The sequence below is a fragment of the Achromobacter sp. JD-1 genome (assembly GCF_038594925.1).
Taxonomy (GTDB): Bacteria; Pseudomonadota; Gammaproteobacteria; order Burkholderiales; family Burkholderiaceae_B; genus Achromobacter; species Achromobacter spanius_C.
Genome location: NZ_JBCGCS010000036.1, coordinates 1 through 25,891 on the forward strand (window position 1 = coordinate 1; position 25,891 = coordinate 25,891).

The 25,891-nt window shown below is 64.9% G+C and carries 24 protein-coding genes and 1 pseudogene; 12 read left to right on the forward strand and 13 right to left on the reverse strand.

Annotated elements, in window-relative coordinates; genetic code table 11:
- The 3 genes from WBR68_RS29930 to WBR68_RS29940 all read left to right on the forward strand — a co-directional run.
- On the forward strand, positions 1–783 hold a 783-nt coding region (locus tag WBR68_RS29930; protein ID WP_230696070.1), incomplete at its 5' end, for a hypothetical protein.
- On the forward strand, positions 783–1,901 hold the full coding sequence (locus tag WBR68_RS29935; RefSeq protein WP_230696071.1) for a hypothetical protein: 1,119 nt from the start codon (positions 783–785) through the stop codon (positions 1,899–1,901). The genes WBR68_RS29930 and WBR68_RS29935, both read left to right, overlap by 1 nt.
- A gap of 98 nt (positions 1,902–1,999) precedes the next feature.
- Positions 2,000–2,257, forward strand: a complete 258-nt coding sequence (locus tag WBR68_RS29940; RefSeq protein WP_230696072.1) for a PAAR domain-containing protein — start codon at positions 2,000–2,002, stop codon at positions 2,255–2,257.
- Between the two features lie 7 nt (positions 2,258–2,264).
- Here the strand turns inward: WBR68_RS29940 and WBR68_RS29945 are convergent, their stop codons facing one another.
- Both WBR68_RS29945 and WBR68_RS29950 read right to left on the reverse strand, forming a co-directional pair.
- Positions 2,265–3,353: a porin gene (locus tag WBR68_RS29945; RefSeq protein ID WP_230696073.1), complete on the reverse strand. Its 1,089-nt coding sequence runs from the start codon at positions 3,351–3,353 to the stop codon at positions 2,265–2,267.
- Positions 3,354–3,361: 8 nt separating this feature from the next.
- Positions 3,362–4,537, reverse strand: a complete 1,176-nt coding sequence (locus tag WBR68_RS29950; protein ID WP_230696074.1) for a DUF1624 domain-containing protein — start codon at positions 4,535–4,537, stop codon at positions 3,362–3,364.
- A gap of 180 nt (positions 4,538–4,717) precedes the next feature.
- Here WBR68_RS29950 and WBR68_RS29955 point away from each other — a divergent pair, with 180 nt between their 5' ends.
- Positions 4,718–5,701 carry a hypothetical protein gene (locus WBR68_RS29955; RefSeq protein ID WP_230696075.1) on the forward strand — a complete coding sequence of 328 codons (984 nt, stop codon included), beginning with the start codon at positions 4,718–4,720 and terminating at the stop codon, positions 5,699–5,701.
- Positions 5,702–5,808: 107 nt separating this feature from the next.
- On the opposite strand, the gene ilvA is transcribed toward WBR68_RS29955, so the two are convergent.
- On the reverse strand, positions 5,809–7,374 hold the full coding sequence (gene ilvA, locus WBR68_RS29960; protein ID WP_083447204.1) for a threonine ammonia-lyase, biosynthetic: 1,566 nt from the start codon (positions 7,372–7,374) through the stop codon (positions 5,809–5,811).
- Positions 7,375–7,470: 96 nt separating this feature from the next.
- Positions 7,471–7,605, reverse strand: coding sequence for a hypothetical protein (locus WBR68_RS29965; RefSeq protein ID WP_255696328.1), 135 nt, complete (start codon positions 7,603–7,605; stop codon positions 7,471–7,473).
- A gap of 314 nt (positions 7,606–7,919) precedes the next feature.
- Here WBR68_RS29965 and WBR68_RS29970 point away from each other — a divergent pair, with 314 nt between their 5' ends.
- Positions 7,920–10,148, forward strand: a complete 2,229-nt coding sequence (locus WBR68_RS29970; RefSeq protein WP_230696076.1) for an NADP-dependent isocitrate dehydrogenase — start codon at positions 7,920–7,922, stop codon at positions 10,146–10,148.
- Between the two features lie 97 nt (positions 10,149–10,245).
- On the opposite strand, the gene WBR68_RS29975 is transcribed toward WBR68_RS29970, so the two are convergent.
- From WBR68_RS29975 to WBR68_RS29990, 4 genes are all read right to left on the reverse strand, one after another.
- Positions 10,246–11,808 carry an ArnT family glycosyltransferase gene (locus tag WBR68_RS29975; RefSeq protein WP_230696077.1) on the reverse strand — a complete coding sequence of 521 codons (1,563 nt, stop codon included), beginning with the start codon at positions 11,806–11,808 and terminating at the stop codon, positions 10,246–10,248.
- Positions 11,809–11,935: 127 nt separating this feature from the next.
- A complete protein-coding gene (locus WBR68_RS29980) occupies positions 11,936–12,688 on the reverse strand; it encodes an amino acid ABC transporter ATP-binding protein (protein ID WP_050445013.1) in 753 nt (250 codons plus the stop codon).
- 40 nt (positions 12,689–12,728) lie between these two features.
- Positions 12,729–13,382, reverse strand: coding sequence for an amino acid ABC transporter permease (locus WBR68_RS29985; protein WP_050444913.1), 654 nt, complete (start codon positions 13,380–13,382; stop codon positions 12,729–12,731).
- Positions 13,383–13,403: 21 nt separating this feature from the next.
- A complete protein-coding gene (locus WBR68_RS29990) occupies positions 13,404–14,198 on the reverse strand; it encodes an amino acid ABC transporter substrate-binding protein (protein WP_230696078.1) in 795 nt (264 codons plus the stop codon).
- A gap of 102 nt (positions 14,199–14,300) precedes the next feature.
- Between WBR68_RS29990 and WBR68_RS29995 the strand changes: the two genes are divergently transcribed.
- Both WBR68_RS29995 and WBR68_RS30000 read left to right on the forward strand, forming a co-directional pair.
- Positions 14,301–14,453 carry a hypothetical protein gene (locus WBR68_RS29995; protein ID WP_230696079.1) on the forward strand — a complete coding sequence of 51 codons (153 nt, stop codon included), beginning with the start codon at positions 14,301–14,303 and terminating at the stop codon, positions 14,451–14,453.
- On the forward strand, positions 14,450–15,271 hold the full coding sequence (locus tag WBR68_RS30000; RefSeq protein WP_230696080.1) for a TlpA disulfide reductase family protein: 822 nt from the start codon (positions 14,450–14,452) through the stop codon (positions 15,269–15,271). The genes WBR68_RS29995 and WBR68_RS30000 overlap by 4 nt, the downstream gene beginning before the upstream one ends.
- A gap of 34 nt (positions 15,272–15,305) precedes the next feature.
- On the opposite strand, the gene WBR68_RS30005 is transcribed toward WBR68_RS30000, so the two are convergent.
- The 4 genes and pseudogenes from WBR68_RS30005 to WBR68_RS30020 form a co-directional block, all read right to left on the reverse strand.
- Positions 15,306–15,767, reverse strand: a complete 462-nt coding sequence (locus tag WBR68_RS30005) for a zinc ribbon domain-containing protein (RefSeq protein ID WP_230696081.1) — start codon at positions 15,765–15,767, stop codon at positions 15,306–15,308.
- Complete coding sequence (locus WBR68_RS30010; protein ID WP_230696082.1) at positions 15,764–16,930, reverse strand: thiolase family protein; 1,167 nt, start codon at positions 16,928–16,930, stop codon at positions 15,764–15,766. Before WBR68_RS30010 ends, WBR68_RS30005 begins: the two co-directional genes overlap by 4 nt.
- On the reverse strand, positions 16,927–18,240 hold the full coding sequence (locus tag WBR68_RS30015; protein ID WP_230696083.1) for an MFS transporter: 1,314 nt from the start codon (positions 18,238–18,240) through the stop codon (positions 16,927–16,929). Before WBR68_RS30015 ends, WBR68_RS30010 begins: the two co-directional genes overlap by 4 nt.
- 36 nt (positions 18,241–18,276) lie before the next feature.
- Positions 18,277–19,890 (reverse strand): annotated as a pseudogene (locus tag WBR68_RS30020) (ATP-dependent acyl-CoA ligase); the annotation flags it as partial.
- Between the two features lie 126 nt (positions 19,891–20,016).
- On the opposite strand from WBR68_RS30020, the gene WBR68_RS30025 reads away from it, so the two are divergent.
- On the forward strand, positions 20,017–20,922 hold the full coding sequence (locus tag WBR68_RS30025) for a LysR family transcriptional regulator (RefSeq protein ID WP_230696084.1): 906 nt from the start codon (positions 20,017–20,019) through the stop codon (positions 20,920–20,922).
- Between the two features lie 103 nt (positions 20,923–21,025).
- A complete protein-coding gene (locus WBR68_RS30030; protein WP_230696085.1) occupies positions 21,026–21,919 on the forward strand; it encodes an MBL fold metallo-hydrolase in 894 nt (297 codons plus the stop codon).
- 90 nt (positions 21,920–22,009) lie between these two features.
- On the opposite strand, the gene argC is transcribed toward WBR68_RS30030, so the two are convergent.
- Positions 22,010–22,942, reverse strand: coding sequence for an N-acetyl-gamma-glutamyl-phosphate reductase (gene argC / locus WBR68_RS30035; RefSeq protein ID WP_230696086.1), 933 nt, complete (start codon positions 22,940–22,942; stop codon positions 22,010–22,012).
- A 162-nt stretch (positions 22,943–23,104) separates the two neighbouring features.
- On the opposite strand from argC, the gene WBR68_RS30040 reads away from it, so the two are divergent.
- From WBR68_RS30040 to WBR68_RS30050, 3 genes are all read left to right on the forward strand, one after another.
- Complete coding sequence (locus WBR68_RS30040) at positions 23,105–23,998, forward strand: LysR family transcriptional regulator (RefSeq protein WP_230696087.1); 894 nt, start codon at positions 23,105–23,107, stop codon at positions 23,996–23,998.
- A 135-nt stretch (positions 23,999–24,133) separates the two neighbouring features.
- Entirely contained in the window at positions 24,134–24,580 is a 447-nt protein-coding gene (locus WBR68_RS30045) for a MarR family winged helix-turn-helix transcriptional regulator (RefSeq protein ID WP_230696088.1), read from the forward strand.
- A gap of 117 nt (positions 24,581–24,697) precedes the next feature.
- Positions 24,698–25,873, forward strand: a complete 1,176-nt coding sequence (locus tag WBR68_RS30050) for an HPP family protein (RefSeq protein ID WP_230696089.1) — start codon at positions 24,698–24,700, stop codon at positions 25,871–25,873.
- Positions 25,874–25,891 lie beyond the last annotated feature (18 nt).

Sequence of the window (25,891 nt, forward strand, 5' to 3'; positions counted from 1 at the left end):
AGGAACACCCGCTTCGCGTTTGCCACGGAACTTGTGGATGCCCATCGCAGTGATTTTTACAAGCTACGCGCCAGCAGTTGGTTGTTGTTCTTTGAAGCGGCGTTGATTGCCTTGCGGGTGCGGGACATGCCCAGCGATGAACGCGGCGTCGGGGAGTTGATCGCCCATGGCTTGCTTGCGGGGGCTGCGGGCACGGAGATACTTGCGGCGGGCACGGGGTTGGTGCTGGGGCATTACAGCGCCGCCAGCGCGACCGGGCGCGGCGCGACGGTGTTTCTGGGGCAGCTGAAGCTGGTCGGTGGAACGCTCGCGGCGGTGGGTGGGGTGGTGTTGATGGGGTATGACTGGGAGGACGCACGCGCCGCTAGGCACGAGCGCAAGCAAACCCTGTCACGCGCTTACTCGACTAGGTTTGCAGCGGGACTTGCCATCGTAGCCAGCCAGTCCAGCATCGCTTTCGCAGCGGCCGGGCCCATGCTAAGAATCTTGGCTGAGCGAGCCGGGCAGTCGTCAGCAATGACCTCGCTCCTTCTTATGGCCGCCAGGACATCTTCATTGCTCGGAAGGCCGGCGATGCTGACGGTATTACGCAGCCTTTTGCTGCGCAGCACTTTGGTTGGAGCCGCAGCAACTTTGGCCATAACAATCTTTGATGACGACGCGCTAGAAAAATGGTGTAAGCGCTCTATCTATCGTGGACTCGAGTATCAAAGCAGCCGCCCACACCCATACATGGAAAAAGAGCTGGCAGGCCTGTACGCCGCCTTACTGGAGATACTCTGATGTACCTGATGGAGTGGCTCCTTTGGCTCTCAGTCATCAAATCCGATGCATGGCTACAGGAACAGACAGCCGACAATCCGAGCGATCTTGCCAGCAAGCCTTTAGAGCCTGTCCATGAGGATGTACTCGTCGCGGAATACGCTCGATTGCGCGCAGCACGTTCTGACCGCGCGAAATCCAGGGGTCCCGTCTACGCTTGCGACAACACCATTCTCGAAATGCGCTGTGGCGGCATGGAAGAAAAGCGGGGTTTCGTTACGTTCATTTCTGCTTTGTTCATTCTGCCGATGGCGCTCGCTGTCCGGGGAGTTCACATTGACCTTACTCACTTTGGTTGGAGCAGCCTTGACGCGTGGGATGCCGCATACACGGCTTTTGATTTTTTGCTCGGATTCATCTTCCTCTACATCTACTTCAAATACCTCTTCCGCTTCACCCGCCTGGAATCCTTCACGTCCCGCCACCTGCTCATCCGCTTCAACCGCATCACCCGCCAGGTGTACCTGCACCGCCCCCCCAGTTGCGGCGGCATCGCCGTTCTGCCTTGGGACGACATCCATCACGATACCGTCCCCGGCGTGAACCTCGTCGTTGGCTGGTACCCGCCCTACTCTCCGCTTCCGTTTCCCAACATGGCTTTCGTCGGTAAAAAGAGCGTCAGCGAATTCGAAATGAAAGCCGAATGGGAATACATCCGCCGCTACATGGATGAAGGCGGTCTGGATGCGGTAACCCCGCCGCGCCTGAGTTCGCACCTGCCCCTGCCTTGGCCGGCATTTGCGGCACAGTTCGAGGCGCTAGGCCCGTACTTGCGTCACAGCGGCCCGTTGACGTGGCTTGGGATGCTGTTGATATCCCCCGCCTTGGTGATTATCGGGCTGGCGCATTGGTTGTCACTGCTGTTGTGCTGGCGTCCGCGTTGGCCAAAGATCATTCGGGAAGCCGGCTTGCCCGGCAAGCCGACCCCGCCGCTGAGCACCATCGACGATTACCCGCCGGACGTTCGTGCCGCGCTGCTGGAAAACGCGCATCGATGGGTGGTGCGGCCGGGTTCGCCTCCCGCGCGACCAAAGCGCTTCAACACAAGACTGCGATGGCGCGAGCAAAAGAAACCCTGACTTCCCTCTATTCGCTTCATCTATTGGTTTCACCGCCGCCGATGCACCACCGCATCTCGGCTCCATTGCCCACTCTGCCCTTATCCCAAGGAGACCCCATGATTCCCATCGCCCTCGTCGGCCACGCGCATGCCTGCCCCATCCATGGCCCCGGCACCATCGTCAGCGGCGCGTCCACCGCAGCCATCAACGGCCGCGCCATTGCCCGGGTGGGCGATCGCATCAGTTGCGGGGCGGTCATCGTCAGTGGTTCGGCGGTAGCCAAAATTGAAGGACAGGCGGTGGCGCGCCAGGGCGATTCAACCAGCCATGGCGGCAAGCTGATCGAGGGCGATGGCAATTGGCTGTCGGCCTAGCCCAGCCTTAAAACCGATGCCGCATGCCCACCGCGTACTGCGTTTCATGCCACGACGGGTCTGACCACGCGCCCCGCATGTAGCCAAGCACCGCGTACAGGTTGGTGCGCTTGGACAGGTCATGCACATACCCCAGCGAATAGATCTGCTGCGTGTGCGTGGCGCCATCGCGGGCCAGAGCGCCACCGCCCGGCAGGCTGCCTTGCCACGATGCCATGACGGTGCTGGCGCCCGTGCGCCACGAGGCGCCGGCCATCACGCCATGCACGATGCTGCCGGGAAAGTACACGCGCTGCCCAGGCGATTGCACCGCGGGTATCGTGGAGCCATTGCGCATGATGGACCCGGCCGCATACAGCGTGAAGGCGCCCAGCGTGGCGCGGCCTGCCAGCGTGTACGCAATGGGTTGGCGCGCGCCGCCGGCCTGCGCCATGGCGGCGGACTGCACCGTGCCGTCCGCCCAGCGCGCGCCTTCCACCGTGGCCGTGACCGCGTAGCCGGGCTGTTCATAGACCAGCGCCGCGCTGTAGAGCTTGTTGGTCGATGTGGTCTTGAAACCGCCGCCGCCGTCGTAGTCCAGGCTGATGTCCGCGCCCGCGCGCCAGCCGCCCACTGACGGAGTCCACAACGCCACGGTATTGTCGGCGCGGTTGGCGTTGTAGGGCAGCAGCGCCGTCTGCGCGCCCGTGATCAGGTAGGACGCCAGAAAGGCGTCATAGTCCGCCAGCGTTGCCGACGACACCGAAGTCTGGCGGCCCAGCCGAAGATCGCCCCAACTGCCCGACACCCCCACCCAGGCCGCGCGCCCGAACAAACGGCCTCCCTGCGCCGACCTGCCGTTGTTGGCAAGCACCCCGCTTTCCAGTTGAAAATTGGCGCGCAGACCGTTGCCCAGGGGCTCGCTGCCGCGCAACCCCCAGCGCGAGCCCGATTGCACGCCGGATTGCATGTTCAAAGCCGTGCCCCGATCCTGGGTCGAAAAGCCCGCCAGGCTCAGGTCGACCACGCCGTACAAGGTCACGGGGTTTTGTTGCGCGTCGGCCACGCAGGGCGCCAACAAGGTAGCCGCGCCCACGACCACATCACGTAAACGCATCGCGGCCCTCACAGGTATTTGAGCCAGGCGATATCGCGCCGCGCCGCCTTCAGGCGGCCAAACCCACGCACCGGCCAATACAGCGCCACGGCCAGCAGCACCGATATCAGCCACACGCTGACCATGCTGTCCACGCCGAAGAACTTGCCCTGGTTCAAGCCCCAGATTGCCTCGCCCGCCAGATACAAGGCCTTCAGCACGTACAAATGCAGCAGGTAGAAGAACATCGGCGCCGCGCCAAACACGCACAGCACGCCCACCCATGTGGCCGACTGCGCACGTTCAATCAGCACCAGCAGGCACAGGCCCAAGCCCAGCGTCAGCAGCAGGAACATCAACGACGGCGGGTACTTGGTGATGTTCACGAAGCTCATCACGGTGTGCAGCAGGTCGTGCTGCACGGCCCATTGCTGGGCTTGGCCATAGCCGTTGACGGCCCGCAGCACCACGAAACCGATCAGGGCCGCGATACCCGCCATCCACAGCCCGCGCTGCCTGGCCGCCGCCGGCACCTTGGCCTGGAACCACGGCCCCACCGCGTAGCCCAGCGCAATCACGCCGATCCAGGGCAGCAAGGGGTACGAGGTGCGCAGACGCAAGGCCTCGCCCACGTTGATCCAACCCCGGTCATGCAGCACGGCCCACGGCACATGCATGAACTCGCCCACCGCGAAGTGCACGCCGTCCAGCGCGTTGTGACCCGCCACCAGCACCACGCCCACCGCCACCAAGGCCGCGCGCGGCAGCCACAGCAGCGCGGCCAGGGCCAACATGCTCAGGCCGATCACCCAGATCACTTGCAGGTAGACGACGGACGGCGGGAACTGGAACGTCCAGGCGAAGTTCACCACCAGCACTTCCAGCAGCACCAGGAACAGGCCACGCTTGGCCAGGAAAGCGGCCGTGGCGCCCTGGCTGCCGGCTTTGGCGCCGTATAGCCAGGCGGACACGCCCGTCAGGAAGACGAACACCGGCGCGCATAGGTGCGCCAGCAGGCGCGAGAAAAACAAGAACGGGTCGGTGGCCGCCACGTCCATCGGGTCGGTGACTTGATGGTGCAGAAAGAAGGTTTCGCGCACATGGTCAAGCAACATGATGACGATGACCAGGCCGCGCAAGGCGTCGATGGAACGCAGGCGCGTGGCGCTGGCATGGGGGGAAACGGTGATAGGCGTGGGATGCATGAAACGGCCGCCGCGTCCGGTTGGCGCGGCATGGAAAGAGATGAAAACGGGTCGTAAATGTAATGTAATAACATTCTTATATCAAGCTGAATTTTCATCAGTCGCGCCAGGGCCAGGCCGCCCCCGGCCCATTGCAGGCGGTATATATTCACCCTTGCATCCATCCCAGGAAACCCGCCGATGACCCGAAGTCGCATCCCGACGTTACGTGCAAGCCAGTTTTTCGGCCTGCTGTTCGGGCTGCTGTTCGGGCTGCTGCTTTTGGGCCCCGCCAGCGCCCCGGCGAACGCCGACGTGCTCTACGACAGCAACGGCCTGATGGTGGATGTCGCAACATCAAGCCGCGGCGACTGGAACACCGGCCAGCGTCAGAACACGCGCACCACCACCATCACCTTTCAGGGCAACAAGCTTTGCGGCCGGGACGTCGGTCGGCTGCTGTATCCCGACGGCAAGCACCCGGACGCCAATGCTTTCTTTTGCGCGGGCAATGCCAAGGTGCTGGAGACCGACGCGGTGCTGGCCTACTTCACCAGCGGCAGCGCCGACACCGTCCTGGCGCACTTGCAGGTGGTAGACGGCGCGCTGCGTGTAAAGCGCGTTGCGCTCGCCGACCAGCGCGAACGCAGCCGCCCGGCCGCCACCCGCTTTGAAGACGCGCGAATGCCAGGGTGGACTCGCGTGGAAACGGCTTGGTCCGAAACGGTCACGATCCGCCACGCGCCGCTCAAGGCGCTGAACCTGGGCGCGGGCAAGCTGCTGGATGTGGACGGCGACGTGGCCTACCTGGCCATTCCGCCTGGCCGCGATGTTGTGGTGGTGCAGCCCGCCACACGCGTCAAGGATGCGCAGGGCGACCTGCGGATCGTGCCGGAAGTCGTCAAATTCGTGGACACGCCGCTGGCGTTTCGCGCGGTGCGTTTAAGCGACGGCCGCGAACTGGCGCGCCTGGATATCAAGGACACGTGCCTGACCTTGCCCACCATTGAATTCAACCGCCCCGACCCGCTGTATCCGTCGCCGGCCAAACCCGACGTGTTGTTTGACGACGTGCCCGGCTGGCGCGCCGCCACGCTGCAATTCGCGCAAACCACGGGCGGCGCCACGTTGCGGTTCAAGCCCGGCGTCGCCTTGCCGGTCAAGGCGAACTGCAAGCGGGGTTGAGCCCGACGCGGGGTCTGCCGGCGCAAGTCAGGGGCTTTCTGAGCCTGTCCGGGCCTGTCCGGGGGCTGCCCTCGTCTACCAGGCGCCGCCAGATACTGCGGGACCGTTCAAATCAAAAACTGGCGATACGCCTCGTTGTCGGTTTCCTCAAAATGCGCGTAGCCCAGTTGCAGCAGGAACGCATCCAAGGCCGCGCTATCCGCCAAGGGCGCCTGAATACCCACCAGCGCCGAACTGAAGTCCGCGCCCTGGTTGCGGTAGTGGAACAGGCTGATGTTCCAGTTGGGCGCCATCTCCGACAAGAACTTCATCAGCGCGCCGGGACGTTCTGGAAACTCAAAGCGGAACAGCCGTTCGCCGCCCGCCAATGGCGAGCGCCCGCCCACCATGTAGCGGATGTGCTGCTTGGACACTTCGTTATGCGTCAGGTCGCTGACCGAAAAGCCCTGCTCTTGCAGCGCCGCCATGATCTCGCCGGCATCGCCGCGCCGCGCAATCTGCATGCTGACGAAGATGTGCGCGGTGTGCGCATCCGCAATGCGGTAGTTGAATTCCGTCACGCTGCGCTGACCGATCACGCGGCAGAAACGGCGAAAGCTGCCGCGTTCCTCGGGCACGGTCACGGCGAACACCGCTTCGCGCGCCTCGCCCACTTCGGCGCGGTCGGCCACGAAACGCAGGCGGTCGAAATTCATGTTGGCGCCTGACGTGATGGCCACCATCGACAAGCCTTGCGCGTTTTCGCGTTCGACGTACTGCTTAAGACCCGCCACCGCCAGCGCGCCCGCTGGTTCCAGCACGCTACGTGTATCCAGGAACACGTCCTTGATCGCCGCGCACACCGCATCGGTGTCCACCAGGATGATCTCGTCCAGGTATTCGCGGCACAGGCGGAAGGTTTCCTCGCCCACCAGCTTGACCGCCGTGCCGTCCGAGAACAGCCCCACTTCGGCCAGGCTGACTCGTTGGCCCGCCTTGATCGACTGCGCCATCGCGCAAGAATCCACGGTCTGCACGCCAATCACTTTCACCGACGGGTCCACCGCTTTCACATAGGCCGATACGCCCGCCGCCAGGCTGCCACCGCCGATGGGCACGAACACCGCATGCAGCGGCCCGGCATGCTGGCGCAGGATCTCCATGCCCACGGTGCCCTGGCCCGCGATGACGTAGGGGTCGTCAAACGCGGGCACGAAGGTCAGGTCCTGCTGCTGCGCCAGCGTCTGCGCATGCGCATAGGCATCGCTATAGGAATCACCCGCCTGCACCACGGTGACGGTCGGCCCGCCATGGGCGCGCACCGCGTCCACCTTCACTTGCGGCGCGGTCTGCGGCACCACGATGATGGCGCGCACGCCCAGGCGGGCAGCGGAAATGGCCACGCCTTGCGCGTGGTTGCCGGCCGACGCGGTGATCACGCCCCGGTCCAGCGCAGCCTGCGGTGTGTTGCGCATCTTGTTGTAGGCGCCGCGCACCTTGAAGGAGAACACTGGCTGGTTGTCTTCGCGCTTCAGGAAGACGGTGTTGTTCAACCGCGCCGACAGCCCGCGCGCCAGATCCAGTTCGGTTTCACGGGCAATGTCGTAGATCCGGGCGCTCAGGATCTGACGCAGGTACGCCATGGGCGAGGCGTTGCCGTGCTGGAATGCGGTGTCTGTCGGAGCGGTTTGCATGGGGGGGTTCTCTGCTTTGGGAAGACTTGCCCGGCAGAGGCGGCCACAAAAAACCCGCCTCGTGGGGCGGGTGGCTGTGACTGTTGCGGTCGCGCGCTAACCCACCATTTTCGGAATGATGGTAATAATCAGCGCAATGCGGACGGCGACGAAATTCATGGCGGCAAGCTTGCGCGCGTCGCGGAAATTTGTCAAATCGCGCGGCCGCCAGGCTGCGGAATTGTTGGCCAAAACCCCATCCCAAACCCATATCGAAGCTGTATTGCTGCGATATCGAGTCCATAACGCAGGCTTTATCGGTGATTTCCCTGCGCGTCAAGCGTGTCGCGGTATTACAATACCGCCTTCGTGGCAGCCGCACCTTCCAGGATGACCGGGCAACCGGGCCATTAAATAAAGGACGGGCGCTGCCAAGTTGAGTAGATCCGGAGCCTGCCCCGCATCTGCCCATACGAACCCACTCTCGACAACATCTACCGGCGTACGCCGCTTAGCATGTTCGGGTTTGCGCCGAAAGCGCTATGCGCCGAACAGATTCAAGGATCATGTCTCTTACTCCGAAGATTATCTATACCCTCACCGATGAAGCGCCGGCGCTTGCAACCCGTTCGTTGCTGCCCATCGTTCAGGCATTCGCCAAGCCCGCGGGCATCACGGTCGAGACGCGCGACATCTCCCTGGCCGGCCGCATCATCGCCCTCTTCCCCGACTACCTGGAAGACGGCCAGAAGCTGTCCGACGCGCTGGCCGAGCTGGGTGCGCTGGCGGTCAAGCCCGAAGCCAACATCATCAAGCTGCCCAACATCAGCGCCTCGATGCCCCAACTGAAGGCGGCCATCAAGGAACTGCAAGCCCAGGGCTACAAGCTGCCCGACTACCCGGACGCCCCCGCCAACGACACCGAGCGCGACGTGAAAGCGCGCTACGACAAGGTCAAGGGCAGCGCCGTGAACCCGGTTCTGCGCGAAGGCAACTCTGACCGCCGCGCGCCGCTGTCGGTGAAGAACTACGCCCGCAAGCACCCGCACAAGATGGGCGCCTGGTCGGCTGATTCCAAGTCGCACGTGGCCCACATGTCCGAAGGCGATTTCTACGGCACGGAAAAGTCGGCGCTGATCGCCGAGGCCGGCGACGTCAAGATCGAACTGACCGCCGCTGACGGCACGAAGACGGTCCTGAAAGAAAAGACCCCGGTCAAGGCCGGCGAGATCATCGACGCCGCCGTGCTGTCGACCGCCAAGCTGAAGTCCTTCCTGCAAGCCCAGATCGACGACGCCAAGACCACCGGCGTGCTGTTCTCGGTGCACCTGAAGGCCACGATGATGAAGGTGTCCGACCCGGTCATCTTCGGCCACGTGGTGTCCGTGTTCTACAAGGACGTGCTGGCCAAGCATGCCGCCGTGCTCAAACAAGCCGGTTTTGACCCCAACAACGGCATTGGCGATCTCTACGCCAAGATCCAATCGTTGCCGGCCGACCAGCAAGCCGCCATCACGGCCGACATCGACGCCGCCTACAAGACCCTGCCGCAACTGGCGATGGTGAATTCCGACAAGGGCATCACCAACCTGCACGTGCCCAGCGACGTCATCGTCGATGCGTCCATGCCCGCCATGATCCGTGACTCGGGCAAAATGTGGAATGCCGAAGGCAATCTGCAAGACACCAAGGCCGTCATTCCCGACCGCAGCTACGCGGGCGTCTACCAGGCCGTCATCGACGACTGCAAGAAGAATGGCGCCTTCAATCCGGTCACGATGGGCAGCGTGCCCAACGTCGGCCTGATGGCGCAAGCCGCCGAAGAATACGGTTCGCACAACAAGACCTTTGTGGTCCCGGCATCGGGCACCGTGCGCGTCACCGACGCGTCGGGCAAGGTCCTGCTGGAACAAGCCGTGGAAGCGGGCGACCTCTGGCGCATGTGCCAGACCAAGGACGCCGCCATCCAGGATTGGGTCAAGCTGGCCGTCAACCGCGCCCGCGCCAGCAAGACGCCCGCCGTCTTCTGGCTGGACGAAAAGCGCGCCCACGACGCCCAGATCATCGCCAAGGTCAAGCAGTACCTGAACGACCACGACACCAGCGGCCTGGACCTGCGCATCATGGACCCGGTTGAAGCGACCAAGTTCTCGGTCAAGCGCATCCGCGAAGGCCTGGACACCATCTCGGTCACCGGCAACGTGCTGCGCGACTACCTGACCGACCTGTTCCCCATCATGGAACTGGGCACCAGCGCCAAGATGCTGTCGATCGTTCCGCTGGTTGCCGGTGGCGGCCTGTTCGAAACGGGCGCGGGCGGCTCGGCCCCCAAGCACGTGCAACAGTTCCTGGAAGAAGGCTTCCTGCGCTGGGATTCGCTGGGCGAATTCATGGCGTTGGCCGAATCCCTGGACCACCTGGGCCGCGCGTACAAGAACCCGACCGCCCAGATCCTGGCCAAGACGCTGGATCAGGCAACCGCCAAGTTCCTGGACGAAAACAAGTCGCCGGACCGCAAGGTCGGTGGCCTGGACAACCGTGGCAGCCACTTCTACCTGGCCATGTACTGGGCCCAGGCCGTGGCCGCGCAAACCGACGACCGCGCCCTGGCCGCGCAGTTCGCCGGCGCGGCAGGCGCGTTTGCTGAAAACGAAGCCAAGATCGTTGAGGAACTGAAGGCCGCGCAAGGCAAGCCGGTGGATATCGGCGGCTACTACCAGCCGAACGAAGCACTGGCCAGCCAGGCCATGCGCCCCAGCGCCACGCTGAACCAGGTGCTGGCCTCGATCGCCTAAGCGTCCATGCTTGGCGGCACTTGCCGCCAGCACAAAAAAGCCGGCAGCCTTTCAAGGGCTGCCGGCTTTTTTATTACGGATAGACGGGCAAGTCCGTTTACCGCGTGCCGCCGCACATCCGTAGACGGAAAGCGGCATCGACATCCAGCCGCCATACCGCGCGCGTGGCGCCCGGCAAGCGCGGCGCCACGCCAGTGATCGCGGGATAGCGCCCGGCGTCATCGTCGCGGCCCCAGATCCAGAAGCGCGTACCGTCGGCCGCCGCGCAAAGCCGCGCGGTCAAATCTTCGTTTTGAATCAAGACCCGCTTGCCGGCGGCGGGGTCGAACTGGGCGGCGTCGTACAGTTCCTTGCGCCAGTTGTCGCGCGTGCGAACCTCGGGGTCGTTCCAGTTGTCGACGATCCAGGCTGGCGCGGACGCCTGCGTGTAGAAACCCAGATCGAATGGCAAGGCGTGCAGCGCAACCTGCGTGTCTTGCGGCCGCATTTCGCCACGCAAGTCCTTCATGGTCGGCCCGGCGCTACCGCGCGGGTTGAACGCCGCCGCGACGATGGCTCCAAGGCAGATGATGGCCGCCGCCACGACTGCAATGCTTGCTCCCCGCCGCTTGCCCGCCGCCCAGGCGGGCGCGAGACGCTCACTGATCAGGAAAGCCAACGGCGGAAACACCGGCAGCACATAGCCGATCAGCTTCGATTGCGGGATGGAAAAGAACACCATCACCACCGCGATCCAGATCGCCATCAGCCGGCGCACCCCCTGCGGATCGGCCTCGCGCCAGAACGCGCGGGTAAAAATCGCCACGCCCCAGATTGACCATGGCAAGGCCAGACCCAGCACGATAGGCACATAGAACCAGAACGGCTGCGCGTTGTTGAAGCCGCTTTGCGCGAAGCGTTCGAAGTGCTGGTAGACGAAGAAGTAATGGTAGAAGCCGGGAAACTTCATCTGCATCAGCGCAAACCAGGGCACGGCAACCACGGCGAACGCCAGCAAGGCCGGCGCCCACAGCAAGGCCCGCATGCCGCGCCAGTCGCGCCGCAGCAGTAGCCAGGCCAACACAATGGCGCCGGGCAAGGCCAGGCCAATCAAGCCCTTGGCCAACACGGCCAGCGCGGCCAGCACACCGGTTGCGATCGACATGGCGCGAAATGGTCGACCTTCTTCGCGGCGCAAGGCGGTGTCGGCGGCCGCCAGGATGCACAGCGTGATCATGCTGGCCACCAACATATCCATATTGGCGAACTGCGCGGCGCCGAAGAACAGGGGCATCAAACCCAGCACCGCAACCGACCAGCGCGCCTGCGCCACATCGCGATAGCGCGCCACGAACGCATACAGCCCCGCCCCCGCGCTCCACGCGCCCAGCAGCGACGGCAGGCGCGCGCTGAATTCGTGCACGCCAAAGAGCGCGTAGCTTATCTGCGCCAGCCAGTAATACAGCGGCGGCTTGTGGAAGTACGGCATGCCATCCAGCAGCGGCACCATGGGCGAATGGCTGCGCAGCATTTCCCAGGCAACGCCCGCGTAGCGGCCTTCGTCGGGCAAGGTCAGCCAGCGCGCCCAGGCCAGGGCTGCCAGCCAACCGGCCAAGGCGAGCAGAACCAGCCAGCCGGGGAATGCGCGGCGCGGAAAAGCTTGAGGAAACTGAAGGGGCATGGAATGAAAGTCGATGGAAAATCGAAACAACGCGGCCCCCTATTATGGGAAACCGCGCGTCAATTTCTCATGAAATTCCGGGCCGACATGGCCCTGCTTTCAGGCCGCCTTCAAATTCAGGCCGCCTTCAAAGCATGTGCGCCAGGAATTCCCGGGTGCGCGCCTGCTGCGGGGCGCGGAAGAATTCCGCCGACGGCGCTTCTTCGACGATGCGGCCTTCGTCCATGAAGATGACGCGATGCGCCACTTCGCGCGCGAAGCCCATTTCGTGCGTGACGACCAGCATGGTCATGCGTTCGTCGGCCAACTGCTTCATGGTGCGCAGCACTTCACCCGTTAATTCCGGGTCCAGCGCGGACGTGGGCTCGTCGAACAGCATGATGTCGGGCTCCATCGCCAGCGCGCGGGCAATCGCCACGCGCTGTTTCTGCCCCCCCGACAGGCGCGTGGGATAGTTGTCGCGCTTGTTCAGCAGGCCAACCTTGCGCAGCAGTTCTTCCGCCTTGGGGATGATCTGCGCCTTGGACATGCCCTTGACGGTGATCGGCGCTTCGATGATGTTTTGCAGCACCGTCATGTGCGGGAACAGGTTGAACGACTGAAACACCATGCCCATCTTGCGGCAGATGCGACGCACGTCGGCATCGCTGGCGTAGTGGCTGCGGCCGTCGTCACCGGCGCGCGCCATCATCTCGCCTTCGACTTCGATACTGCCTTCGTCGATGGTCTCAAGGTGATTCAGGCAACGCAGGAACGTGCTCTTGCCCGAGCCGGACGGGCCAATCACCGCCACCACTTCGCCCTGTTCGAGCGTTAGCGACACCTTGTCCAGCACGCGGTTCGCGCCGAACGACTTGCTGATGGCGCTGGCCTGGATCATGACGGGCCGGCCCGTCGGCGCGACGGCGGCTGCGGGCGGATTATTGGTCATATTTGGCATAGCGCTTTTCCATGTGCTGGAAGAACCACGTCAGGACAAGCGTCATGAGCAGATAAAAGGCAGCCGCCACCAGGAACGGCGTGGTGGTGAAATCACGCTGCACAATGCCGCGCGCGGTGCGCAGGATGTCGTTCAAGGCCAGCACGTAGATCAGCGACGTGTCCTTGACCAGCGTGATGGTCTCGTTGCTCATCGGCGGCAGCACCCGCTGCACCATCTGCGGCAGGACGATGCGGCGCAGCGTTTGCAGATAGGTCATGCCCAGCACCTTGCTGCCTTCGTACTGGCCACGGTCCACCGACTGGATGCCCGCGCGGAAGATCTCGGCGAAATACGCCGCGTAGTTCAGCGCAAAGGCCACCACGGCCGCCGGAAAGTCCGGCAGCCGTATCCCCACCACCGGCACGAACGGCAGCGCGAAGTAAATGAACAGCATCTGCAGCATGAGCGGCGTGCCGCGCATCAGCCAGATATAGCCGTTGACCAGTTTGCTGAGCAGCGGCCACTTTGAAATGCGCGCCAGGGCCAGCACCAGGCCCAGGGGCACTGCCAGGGCCAGCGTGATGAAGAACAGCGTCAAGGTCACTTTCGCGCCTTCCGCCATCGGCCCCAGCAGAGAGAGTACGTAGTCCATTGAAGAAAGTTCGCGCGCCGCTTACTTGATGATGTTGGCGCCGAACCACTGGGTGGCGATGCGCCCGGCAGTGCCGTCCTGCTTCATGGAATCCAGCGTCTTGTCCAATTGGCCCAGCAATTCGGTGTCGTCCTTGCGTACGCCCACGCCGTAGTCTTCGGTGCCGAAGTTCTCTTCCAGCACGCGGTATTCGCCCGCGCGCTTGCTGATCAGGTAGCGGCCCACCACTTCGTCCACCACGATCGCGTCCAGGCGGCCGGCGGCCAGGTCCATCAGCGCGGTGACGTTGTCGCCGAACTTCTTCACTTCCTTGATCTGGGCGGCCACGGGGTCACGAGCGATGGCGTCGGTGGCGCTGCTGCCGTCCTGGGCACCGACGGTCTTGCCGGCCAGGTCGTTCTTGACCTTCACGGGCGAGGCGGTGCCCACGATGATGATCTGGTGGTTGGCCATGTAAGGCGCGGTGAAGCTGATGTTCTTCTTGCGCTCTTCAGTGATGGTCAGGCCGTTCCAGAGGACGTCGACGCGCTTGCCGTTGAGTTCGGCTTCCTTGGCGCTCCAGTCGATAGGCTTGAATTCCACTTCCATGCCCAGGCGCTTGCTGGCTTCCTTGGCCATGTCGATGTCGAAACCGACGATCTGGTTGCTGGCGTCGCGAAAGCCCATGGGCGGGAAGTTGTCATCCAGGCCCACCACCACCTTCCTGGCGGCGGCCGGCGCCTGGGCGCCAGCGGTCGGCTTGGCGTCGTCGCTGGGGCCGCAGGCGGTCAGCAACGTGGTCGCGGACACGAGGAAAACAGCAGTCAGTTTTTTCATGGTCAGGGGCGCGCGAGGCGCAAGAATAAGAATGCAGGAAAACAATGCAAAAAGGGCTGGATAGCCAGCCGCGAGCCGCCATTTTAGCGTTACTGCAAGACCGTGCTGGAAAGCGCCCTGGCCCTGGCTGCGCGCCATGCTAGGCTTGCCTGCTTCATCCGGGAAGCAAACATGGAATTCAACATCAAGGACGGCGTGAAAGCCCACACCAAGCGGGCGCAAGCACGCACCGCCATGGCCGAGGGTGGGAAATGAGCCCCGCCATCCGTATCGGCCCGCTGGTATTTCCCACTGAATTGGCGATTTTGATTGCCGCCGCCCTGGTCGGCGTGTTGGCGGCGCGCCTGTTGAACCGCCAGCGCGAAGACGCGGCCCGCCTGAGCACGGTGTTGTGGCGGGCGCTGGTCATCGGCTTGCTGGCCGCGCGCGTCGCCTTTGTCTGGCAATACCGCGACCACTACCTGCCCGACCCGATCAAGATGCTGGACCTGCGCGACGGCGGCTGGATCGGGCTGGCCGGGCTGGCCGCTGCCTGGGTCTATGCGATTGCCGTCGTGATCCGGCACCGCGCGCCGCGCGTGGCCTTGCTGGGCGCCTTGGCACTGGCCAGCGCCGCGTGGCTGGGCGGCGGACGCTGGCTGGCGTCCACGCCGCAGCCGCAGCCCGAACTGGCTGCCTTGGCGGTACAGAACGTGGACGGCGCGCCCGCCGCGCTATCCGCCTTTCAGGGCAAGCCCACCGTCATCAACCTGTGGGCAAGCTGGTGCCCGCCGTGCCGCCGCGAAATGCCGGCGTTTGCCGCCGCGCAGGCCGCCAATCCGGACGTCAACTTCGTTTTCCTGAACCAGGCGGAAGCGCCAGGCGACGTGACGAAATTCCTGGACGAGCACGCGCCCGGCTTGCAGAACGTACTGATCGACCCGGCGGGCGAGGCATCGCGCAAATTCAGCAATCGCGGCCTGCCCGCCACCTTGTTCCTGGACGCCCAGGGCCGCCTGGTGGACCTGCGCGTGGGCGAATTGTCCACCGCGTCGTTGGCGCAACGGCTGGAATCGATACGCGCGGCGCAGTGAAGCGGCTGGCCGGTGCCGGGTTCGGCGTCGAAGGTCAGGCTTTAGGGTTCGGCTTCAAAGCGCTGGCTTCCGGGTCGGCTTGACGGGTCTGGTCCGGCAGCGGCTCCGCCCACGGCAGCGCGCGGCCCGACACCTGGCGCTGGAACAGACGCAAGCGCTGGCCAATATGCGAAGGCGGCGCTTGCAGCCGCACCACCAGCACCGGCCCCACGGGCACTGCGCGTACCGTCGCGATGATGACCGACCCCGAGTCAGCGAGGCCAGGGGAACGGGGGGGATTTGGTGAGTCAGATCCGGAATCCGGCTGCGCCGCCCTGCCCTTGTCCGGCATCACCGCCCAGGCCAGCAGTTCGCCTTCGTCCACTGCAACCGGCCGCGCCTTATCGTGTCCGCAAGCCGGGCACCATAGCCGGGCGGGATAGACGCGATGGCCACAGGCGCGGCATTCATCCACGCGGCATTGGTCCCCGAGGTGTTCATCTACATGCAGATTCATATTTCCTCCCGGCGCAGCACGGCCGCGTTGGCGCACATGCCGTAGCGCAGTTGCACCATGCCGTATCCCGTGACGACGCCGTGCCGAAGGCCTGGCAACTGCCGCGCGCCCGCCTGACCCAATAATTGCCGAGCCACCTCAACCAGCCCGTGCATGCCGCCCGCCGTCCCCGCCTGGCCCGCCGACAATTGGCCGCCCGCCGTATTCACGGGCAGCGCGCGCGTGGCGATGCGGCGGGCGATGAAGCCCGGCAGATCGTCCGTGCCGGCAAAGCCCAGGTCGTGCAATTGCGCCAGCGCCATCGCCGGATAGTCGTCGTACACGCTGACCACATCCATGTCTGCCGGCCCCACCGCCGCCTGACGCCACAGGCCGGGCGCGAATTCAGCAATGCCGGTCTGCAAGCCGTCGCCTTCCTGCTGGTCGTGGTTGTAGCGCGCGCCGCTGGCCAACAGCCGCACATGCACGCCCGTGGGCGGCGCTTGCAGCACCAGCGCGCTGGCCCCGCTGACGACCGGCACGCAGTCCAGCCGGCCCAGCGGCGGCGCCACCATCGGCGCTTGCAGGTATTGGGCCAAGGTCAGCGGCTGGCGATAGGCCGCGTTGGGGTTGTCGGCCGCCCAGCCGCGCTGCGTAACGCACAAGGCGCCGTAATCTTCACGCCGCAGCCCCGTTTGCGCCATCTGCCGCTGGGTCAGCATGGCAAACAGCGGGTTGGGCCCATCGCTACCCAGCGGGCTTAGATATTCCTGCGCGCTGCGGTTGTAGCCGCGCACCAGCCCGGCAAAATCCGCGCCCGTGAAATGGTCGCCCGACACCAACACAATGGTTTGCGCCTGCCCCGCTTCCAGCGCCAGCCAGGCTTGGCGCAACAGGTTGATGGCGCTGGCGCCGCCCAGTTCGTCCTGCATGCACCAGTTCAGCCGCAAGCCCAGCCGCCAGGCCAGGTCGATGGCGCGGTCGGGGCGCAGCGTGAACGACGCCACGCCCAGGCCATCCACCTGCGCGGGAGCAATACCCGCCTGACGCAGCGCCTGCCCGACGGCCTGCGCAATCAAGCCCGCCGTCGTGCATGTGGGCTCGGGATGGCGCAAGGCCGGGGTTTCGCCTACCGCGACGATGCCGGGGCCGGGGCCGTGGCCAGCAGACAGGGCCGGGTTCATTCCGTGTCCTGCCTGGGCGGATTGCGGGTCAGCAACAAGGTCACCACCGTAATGGCCGCCATGCCCACCAGGAACCACGCCACGGGCGTGGCCGATTCATACTTGCGCAGCAGCGCCATCGCAATCAAGGGCGACAGGCCGCCCGCGAACACCGACGCCAGCTCGTGGCCCAACGCCAGGCCCGTGTAGCGGACTTCGGCCGGAAACAGTTCGGCAAAGTACGCGGGTTGCGTGCCGATCATGGCGGCGTGGCACACCGTGTTGCCCAGGAAGAAGGCCAGGAAGATCCAGAGCGGCTCTTTCGTCTGCACCATCCAGAAGAACGGGAACGCCACCAGCACCAGGCCCACCGAACCAATCAGGTACACCGCGCGCCGCCCGATGCGGTCAGACAAATGGCCAAACCACACCAGCGTGCCCAGCTCGATGAACATGGACACCAGCACGCCGCCCAGCATCACGTCGTTGGGGATGCCCAGGAACTTGCCGTAGGCCAGCGCAAAGGCCAGGAAGATGTACGAACCGCCGTTCTCGGCCACGCGCAAGCCCATCGCGGTCAACACTTGGCGCGGGTAGCGGCGAAACACTTCCACGGCCGGCATGCCGCGCTTGGCCGTCTTCTTGGCCTGCACGAATTCCTCGCTTTCCGGGATGTGCTTGCGGATGTACAGCCCCACGCCGAAGATCAGCACGCTGAACAGGAATGGCAGGCGCCAGCCCCAGCTCATGAAGGCGTCCTGCGGCAATTGCTGCGCCAGCATGAATACGCCGGACGACAGCACGAAGCCGCCCGCCACGCCCAATTGGCTGAACGACGAGAAGTAGCCGCGCCGCTTGCCACCGACGGCCTCGCTGATCAGCAGCACGCCGCCGCCCCATTCACCGCCCGCCGCCGCGCCCTGCAAGACACGCAGCACCACCATCGCCACCGGCGCCCAAAAGCCAATCTGCTCGTAAGTGGGAAGCAGGCCAATCAGGAAAGTGGCCGCGCCCATCAGCCCCAGCGTCCACTCCAGCGCCAGCTTGCGGCCGTAGCGGTCGCCGACGTGGCCGAAGATCACGCCGCCCAGCGGCCGTGCCAGAAAGCCCACCGCGAACCCCGCGAACGCGCCCATGGTGCCCAGCAGCGGGTCCGTGCCCTTGGGAAAAAACAGGTCGCCAAATACCAGCGCGGCCGCCGTGCCATAGATGAAAAAGTCGTACCACTCCATGGCATTGCCCGCGACCGAGGCCGTCACCACGCGTCGGGTGCGCTTTCTCTTTGCTTCGTCTTCGGCGGACAACGCCGCCCCCTTGTATGCCATCGTCATTGCCGCCCCTTGGATTTTTAGTGGATCAACGGCGCCTCAGCGCGCCACGCGATAGCCAGCGGCGTCCCGGTCCCAGGTGTCGCCGGTGATACCTTCTTCCCGCAAGCGGAACTTGCGGACCTTGCCGTTTTCGGTGCGCGGCAGATCGTCCAGCACGCGCAGGTAGCGCGGCACGGCGAAATACGGCATGCGAGGCTGGCAGAAATCAAGCAGGGCTTCGGGCGTGGGCGCGTGCCCCGCCTTGTAGACCAACGCGGCCATCACTTCGTCTTCGGCTAACTCGGAACGCACCGCATAGACGGCCACGGTGGCCACGGCCGGATGCGCTTGCAGCACCTGTTCCACTTCATAGGACGAGATGTTCTCGCCTCGGCGGCGGATGGCGTCTTTCAAGCGGTCCAGGAATCGGAAATAGCCGTCGGCGTCGCGCACCACGCGGTCGCCCGTGTGGAACCACAGGTTGCGCCAGGCCTCAACCGTCTTGTCGGCCATGCCGAAATAGCCCGTGGCGATAGCAAATGGCGGCGTGGCGCGCAGCAGCAGTTCGCCCGGCTCGCCATCGGGCACCGGCGCGTCGTGTTCGTCGGCCACGATGGCGTCAAACTCAGGCGCCACGCGGCCCATCGTGCCCGGCCGCTGCTCGGAAAGCGTGCCGCCCAAGGCGAAATTGGTTTCGGTGGAGCCGTAGCCTTCCAGCAAGGCGATGCCGGTGCGTTCGGCGAACACACCGTGAAAGCGTTCCGGCACCCCGGGGGCCAAGGCGATGCGGGTGCGATGGCCGCGTTCGGCGGGACGCGCGTCGTGCGACAGCAGCATCGGCACCATGGCGCCCAATAGATAAGTGACGGTGGCGTTCGTGGCTTGCAGGCGGTCGAAATAGCGGCTTGCCGAAAAGCGTTCGTCGCAAATGATGGAAGCGCCGGTCACCAGCGCCTGGAAGCAGGCGTTCAGCGCATTGGTATGGAACAGCGGCAGGCTGGTGTAGAGCACGTCGGCATCTGAAATTTCCAGGTTGCGCGCGGCGATCCTGCCCCACCAATAGAACTGCGCGTGGGGGCAGCACACGCCCTTGGACGGGCCGGAGGTGCCCGAGGTGTACAGAATGGCCAGCATGTCGCCGGGCCGGATGTCGGCGGCGGGCAACGGCGGTGTGGCGGCGAGGGATTCCGACGGCGCCAGGGTCGCAGGCGCGGGCAGCGCGTCGGCAGCATCGATCTCGTCAAGCAGCCAGATCGCGCGCAAAGCCAACGGGCCATCATCGTGCGACATGTCGGCCACGGATGCCAGGCCCGCCAGCGCCGGACAGGAGGCCGCATCCGCCACCAGCAACACGCAGCCGCTATTGGCCAGGATGTGCCGCAGTTGCATGCCGCGCGACGCGGTGTTGATGGGCACCACCACCGCGCCCAGCCAGCCACAGCCCAGCACGATCGACAGAAATTCCTGGCGGTTGCCGGCCATGAGCCCTACCCGATCGCCCCGCGCCACGCCCGCCGACGCCAACCGCGCGGCCCAGCTTGCCGCGTGGGCCGGCGCATCGCAGAACCGCAGCGAGCCGCCCGGGGCCTGCACCCACAAGCGCTCGCCCTGGCGCGCGGCCTGTTCCACCAACAACGACGGTAATGTCAACGCATGCATGACGACGCTTTCCCCGGTTGTTCTGCCGCTACCTGCCGGTCAGCGGCTCTAGTGAAATTAGTCTAGGAATCAACTATTTATGTGTCAAATTTATGGCTATTATTTATCTTATAAATACGGCTGATATCAGAGGCATGCGTGGACTTCGACTTGAATCTCATGCGGGTTTTCCTGACGGTGCTGCATGAACGCAGCGTGACCCGCGCCGCGCAGCGGCTGAACCTGACGCAGCCCGCCGTCAGCTACGCGCTGGCCCGTCTGCGCGAACAGTTCGACGACCCGCTTTTCGTGCGCACCGCCACCGGCATGCAGCCCACGCCGGTGGCGTTTGCGTTGGCCGACCCCATCGAACGCGGCATGAACAGCTTTGCCGAAGCGGTCAGCCTGCGCCAGCAATTCACCCCGGCCACCAGCACCCGGCGCTTTCGCCTGTCGATGTCCGACATCGGCGAAATGGTGTTCCTGCCGCCGCTGATGGAGCGCGTGCATGCGCTGGCGCCGCGCCTGCAAGTGGAAGTGATGGAGATTGCGCTGGAACAATTGCCGCAGGCGCTGAAAGAGGGCGAAGTCGACCTGGCCATCGGCAACCTGGCGGGGCTGGGCCGCCATACCTGTCACGCCGATCTCTTCAGCGAACGCTATGTCTGCATGGGCCGAGGTGGCCACCCGGTGCTGTCGGCCGGGCTGACGCGCGGCCAGTTCAAGCGGCTGGATCACATTCTGGTGGCCTCGCGCGCCAGCGCGCACCGCTTGCTGAACGAGGTGCTGAGCGAAGCCGGCCTGCATCGCCAGCCGTATCTGACGCTGCCGCATTTTTCGGCTGCCGCTGAAATCGTGCGCCGTACCGACTTGACGGTCACGCTGCCCTACCGCGCGGCCATCTGGTTCAACCGCGACAACGCTTTTGCAATCCGCCCCCTGCCCATCGCCCTGCCGCCGCTAAGCGTGACCGTGCACTGGCACGCGCGCTTTGAAAGCGATCCGGGCACGATGTGGCTGCGACGCCAGGTCGAGGCAACCCTGGCGGATCCGAACCCGGCATGATTTGATCGAAATGCGCAACAGACTCTGGCAAAGACAGGGATAGATCGGCGCGAATGCCGCTACTAGACTGGCGTCCTTCCCCCTCCACTCACGAGCCGCCGCCATGTCTTCCTTCCCCACCTTTCGCCGCCTGCTGCAAAGCGCCGCGCTGACCTTGTTGATCAGCCCCGCCTACGTTGCCCACGCTGCCGGCACCGATCTGCAACTGACCCATTTCAACCCCGGCAACGACGCCATCTTCCAAGTGTCTTCCGTGCTGGTCAGCGGCCAGCACGAAGCCATCCTGATCGATGCGCAGTTTGGTAAATCGCAAGCCGAAAAAGTGGTGAAAATGGTGCGCGACAGCGGCAAGACGCTGACCACCATCTACATCAGCCACGGCGACCCCGACTTCTACTTCGGCCTGGACACCGTGGTGGCCGCCTTCCCGGATGCGCGCGTCGTCGCCACCGAACCCACGGTGCACCACATCAAGGAAACGGTGGACGGCAAGCTGGCGTTCTGGGGCCCCAAGCTGGGCGCGGATGCGCCGTCCCGGGCCGTAATTCCGCAGGTGCTGAAAGGCAGCCAATTGACGCTGGAAGGCCAGAAGCTGGAAATCACCGGCCTGGACGGCCCGCAACCCGATCGCAGCTTTGTGTGGATTCCGTCGTTGAAGGCCGTGGTGGGTGGCGTCGTGGTGTTCGGCAACCTGCATGTGTGGATGGCCGATACGCAGACGCCGCAATCGCACAAGGATTGGCTGGCCACCTTGGCGCGCATTGAAGCGCTGAAGCCGGTGACGGTCATTCCGGGCCACTATGCGCCGGGCGCACCGCTGAACCTGGAATCCGTCCGCTATACGCAGGGCTACATCCGCGCCTTTGACACGCAAACCGCCAAGGCCGCCGACAGCGCCGCGCTGATCGCCGCCATGAAGGCGCAGTACCCGCAAGCGGGCGCGGCCGCGTCCCTGGAGTTGAGCGCCAAGGTCGCCAAGGGCGAAATGAAGTGGTAAGGCAATGCAGGGGTGACGATAAACGCGTGATGCCCTGAACAGCAATGGCGCCCCGCTTCCAGCGAGGCGCCATTGTCTTATGCCATCACCTCATGCCATCGCGGCCAGCATCAGGTCCAGGTTTTGCACCGCCGCGCCGGACGCGCCCTTGCCCAGGTTGTCGAACACCGCGGTCAGCAATACCTGGCCGTGTTGCTCGTTGCCGTAGACGCCTAAGCGCAGGTCGTTGGTGCCGTTAAGTACCTGCGGATCCAGATGCGTATGGCTGGCGGCTTCCTGGCGCGGCACCACCTGCACGTGCGTGGTAGCCGCGTAGTGCTGGTGCAGGCAAGCATGTAATTGCTCGCTGTTCACCCCTGCCGGCAGCAAGCGCGTCTGCAACGGAATCGTCAGCACGATGCCCTGGCGAAACGCGCCGTAGGCCGGCACGAACACCGGGCGCTGCGTCAACCCCGCATGCGTTTCGATCTCGGGGGTGTGCTTGTGCGCCAGGCCCAAGCCGTACAACTGGAACGCCGGGCCTTGGACGCCGCCCGCCCCTTCGTAGGCATCCACGCTGGCGCGGCCGCCGCCCGAATAGCCCGACACCGCATGCACGACCATCGGATAGTCGGCGGGCACCAGCCCCGCCTGGATCAAGGGGCGCAGCAAGGCGATGGCGCCCGTGGGGTAGCAGCCGGGGTTGCTGACCCGCTTGGCCTGCGCGATCAGGTCGGCCTGGCCCGCGCTCATTTCGGGAAAGCCATAGACCCAGCCCGGCGTGGTGCGATGCGCCGAACTGGCGTCGATGATGCGCACCGCCGGGTTCACCACCGACGCCGCCGCCTGGCGCGCCGGCTCGTCGGGCAGGCACAGGATGGCCACGTCGCTGGCGTTAATGGCGTCGGCACGGCGTTGCGCGTCTTTGCGTTCGGCCTCGGGCAGCGTCAGCAGGCGCAGGTCGGTACGGCCGTTCAGGCGTTCATGAATCTGCAGGCCGGTGGTGCCTTGGTCGCCGTCGATAAAGACTAGGGGGTGGGTCATGGCTGGTCCGTCGAGGGAGGGGTTGATCAGGGATGAGGGTTTAGGGGTTGAAGCCGCAGAGGTAGCAGCGGTTAAGTTCAAGCCGTATCTTCGGCCTGGCTCTTCGATAAGAAAAGTCGAATATCATGACCGTTCAATTCATGTTTACTGAACATCAACCCCATGCGTGAAATCAGCCTGGATCGCCTGCGCACCCTGGTCGCCATTGCCGACCTGGGCTCATTCGCCGAGGCCGCCCGCGCGCTGCATCTGGCGCCGCCCACCGTCAGCCTGCACGTGGCCGATCTGGAAGCCCGCATCGGCGCGCCGCTTTTGACGCGCAAGCGCGGCCAGGTCCGGCCCACCACCATTGGCGACACGCTGCTGGAACGCGCACGCCGGCTGCTGGCCGAAGCCGATCAGGCGCTGGACGATGTGCAAAGGCAGGTGCAGGGGTTGTCGGGCCGCGTCCGCCTGGGCGCCTCTACCGGCGCCATTGCGCATCTGCTGCCCAGCGCCTTGGAAACACTGGGCCGCCATCACCCCGGTATCGACGTGCAGGTGGCGGTGCTGACCTCTCAGGAAACCTTGCAGCGCTTGAACGACGGCACTCTGGACGTGGGGCTGGTGGCGCTGCCGCAGCCGCCTATCGATGGCCTCGTCATCAAGCCCTGGCGGCGCGATCCGGTCATGGCCTTTCTGCCGGCAAGCTGGCAGGCGCCTGCCCGCGTCACCCCCGCCTGGCTTGCGGACCGTGCGCTGATCCTGAACGACGCCACCACGCGGCTCTCGCGCCAGACCGGCGAATGGTTCGCCGCCGCCGGCCTGAACCCGCGCCCCCGCATCCAGCTCAATTACAACGACGCCATCAAAAGCCTGGTGGCCGCCGGCTACGGCGCGACCCTGCTGCCGCACGAAGCCACCGCACCCCAAGCCGACCCGCGCATCATCATGCGGCCGTTGCTCCCGGCGTTGTGGCGGCCGCTGGGCATCGCGCACCGCGCGGAAAAAGTCGAACGCGCCACCCAGCACGTGTTGGATGTGCTGTGGGAATTACGGGCGACACGGGGTGCCTGAATGTGGCGGGTGAATGTGACGGATGAACGTGACAACGAAAGCGGTAACGAAAGCGGTAACGAAAGCGGTAACGAAGCGTACTAACGACACGGAAGCGCGGCGCGAATTCACGCGTCGTCATATTAGAATTCGCCTGTGAAAACGACTCTGTCCCCCACTCCCCTGTCGCCCGCCGACTACGAACTGCTGGCTGACTTCCGCTATGCGCTGCGCACCTTCGCAGCCTTCAGCGAGGGCGCGGCCGGCGCCTTGGCGCTGACACCGCAGCAACATCAAACCCTGCTGGCCATCAAAGGCACCCGCAAAACCCCGCCCGACCGTCGCGGGCTGTACGTAGGCGAAATCGCCGACCGACTGTTGATCCGTCCGCATACGGCCGCCGAACTGGTCAGCCGCCTGGCCCGGCTGGACCTGGTCAGCCGCGAGGCCGATCCCGAAGACGGCCGTCGCGTTGAAGTCGTGCTGACGCCAAAGGCCGACAGGGTATTGGAAAGCCTGTCCACCGCGCACCTGGAAGAATTGCGCGCCATGCGTCCCTTGTTGGGCCGCTTGCTGGCGCGCATCGGCGACGACGCGACCTGAGCGCATCCGCGCATAAGCGCATAAGCGCATAAGCACATAAGCACATAAGCGGACGGTAAGCCGCCGCGTGATAAATTGTCGCCCCACGACATATTGCAGACAGGCAAGGAGATCGTTTTGGGGGTGGCATTCAAGCGCTGGCTGAGCGCGTTCGCACCAGCGCCGGTAGGCGTCAACGGGCGCGAAAAAATCCTTGGCGTGCTCGGCTCGCTGCTGGGGCTGTTCTGCACGGAATGGGTGGGCCGGCACGCACTGGGCGCGGCCAGCCCTTGGTTCATCGCGCCCATGGGCGCATCGGCCGTGCTGCTGTTTGCCGCGCCCGCCAGCCCGCTTGCGCAGCCCTGGTCCATCGTGGCGGGCAACGTGGTGTCGGCGCTGATCGGCGTGTTCTGCGCCCAGATGATTCCGCTGCCCGGCTTGGCTGCGGCCGTCGCGGTAGCCCTGGCCATCGGCGCCATGTTCAGCCTGCGCTGCCTGCATCCCCCGGGTGGCGCGGTGGCCTTGACGGCGGTGCTGGGCGGGCCGTCCGTAGCCAGCCTGGGCTATGGCTTCGCGCTGTGGCCGGTGGGCCTGAATTCCTTGATCCTGCTGTGCATTGCCGTGGCCTTCAACGGCGCTCTGAAACGCAATTACCCCCGCCGCCATGCCGACCCGGCACAGGGACATCACACCCGCGACGCCGCGCCCAGCACCCGCCTGGGCTTCAGCCGGGCCGACCTGGATGATGCCCTGGCGCAACGCGGCGAGCTCCTGGACATCAGCAAGGAAGACCTGGAAGATATCGTGCTGGCCGCCGAACTGCGCGCCAGCGTGCGCCGGTTTGGCGAGGTGTCGTGCGCCGACGTCATGTCGCGCGATGTCGTCACCGTGCAGGAACATGAACCCCTGGACCACGCCGTCCGCCTGTTCGACAAGCACCGGCTGCAAGCCTTGGCGGTGGTTGACGCGAACGGTCATTATGCCGGCATGGTGTCGCAGGCCGACGTGCTGGCGCGCAAGGCCAGGCCGCTTGCGGTCACGCCAGATGACGCCACGCCGCCGCGCCAGCGCGTTTCCGACTGCCTGCGCAGCGAAGTGCCCTTCGCCACACCAGACCTGCCGGTCATCGAACTGGCTCGGCCCATGTCTGACACCCTGCATTGCGTGCCGGTGCTGGACGCCTCGCGCACTCTGGTCGGGCTGATCACGCAGTCGGACCTGGTGGCCGCGCTGTACCAGATGACGCTGTCGGCCAATTCTCAGGCCGATCCGCAGGCCGATCCATTCGGCCAGGCCGCTCCGCGCGCCGCATGACGCCTCCGTAGCCCTACG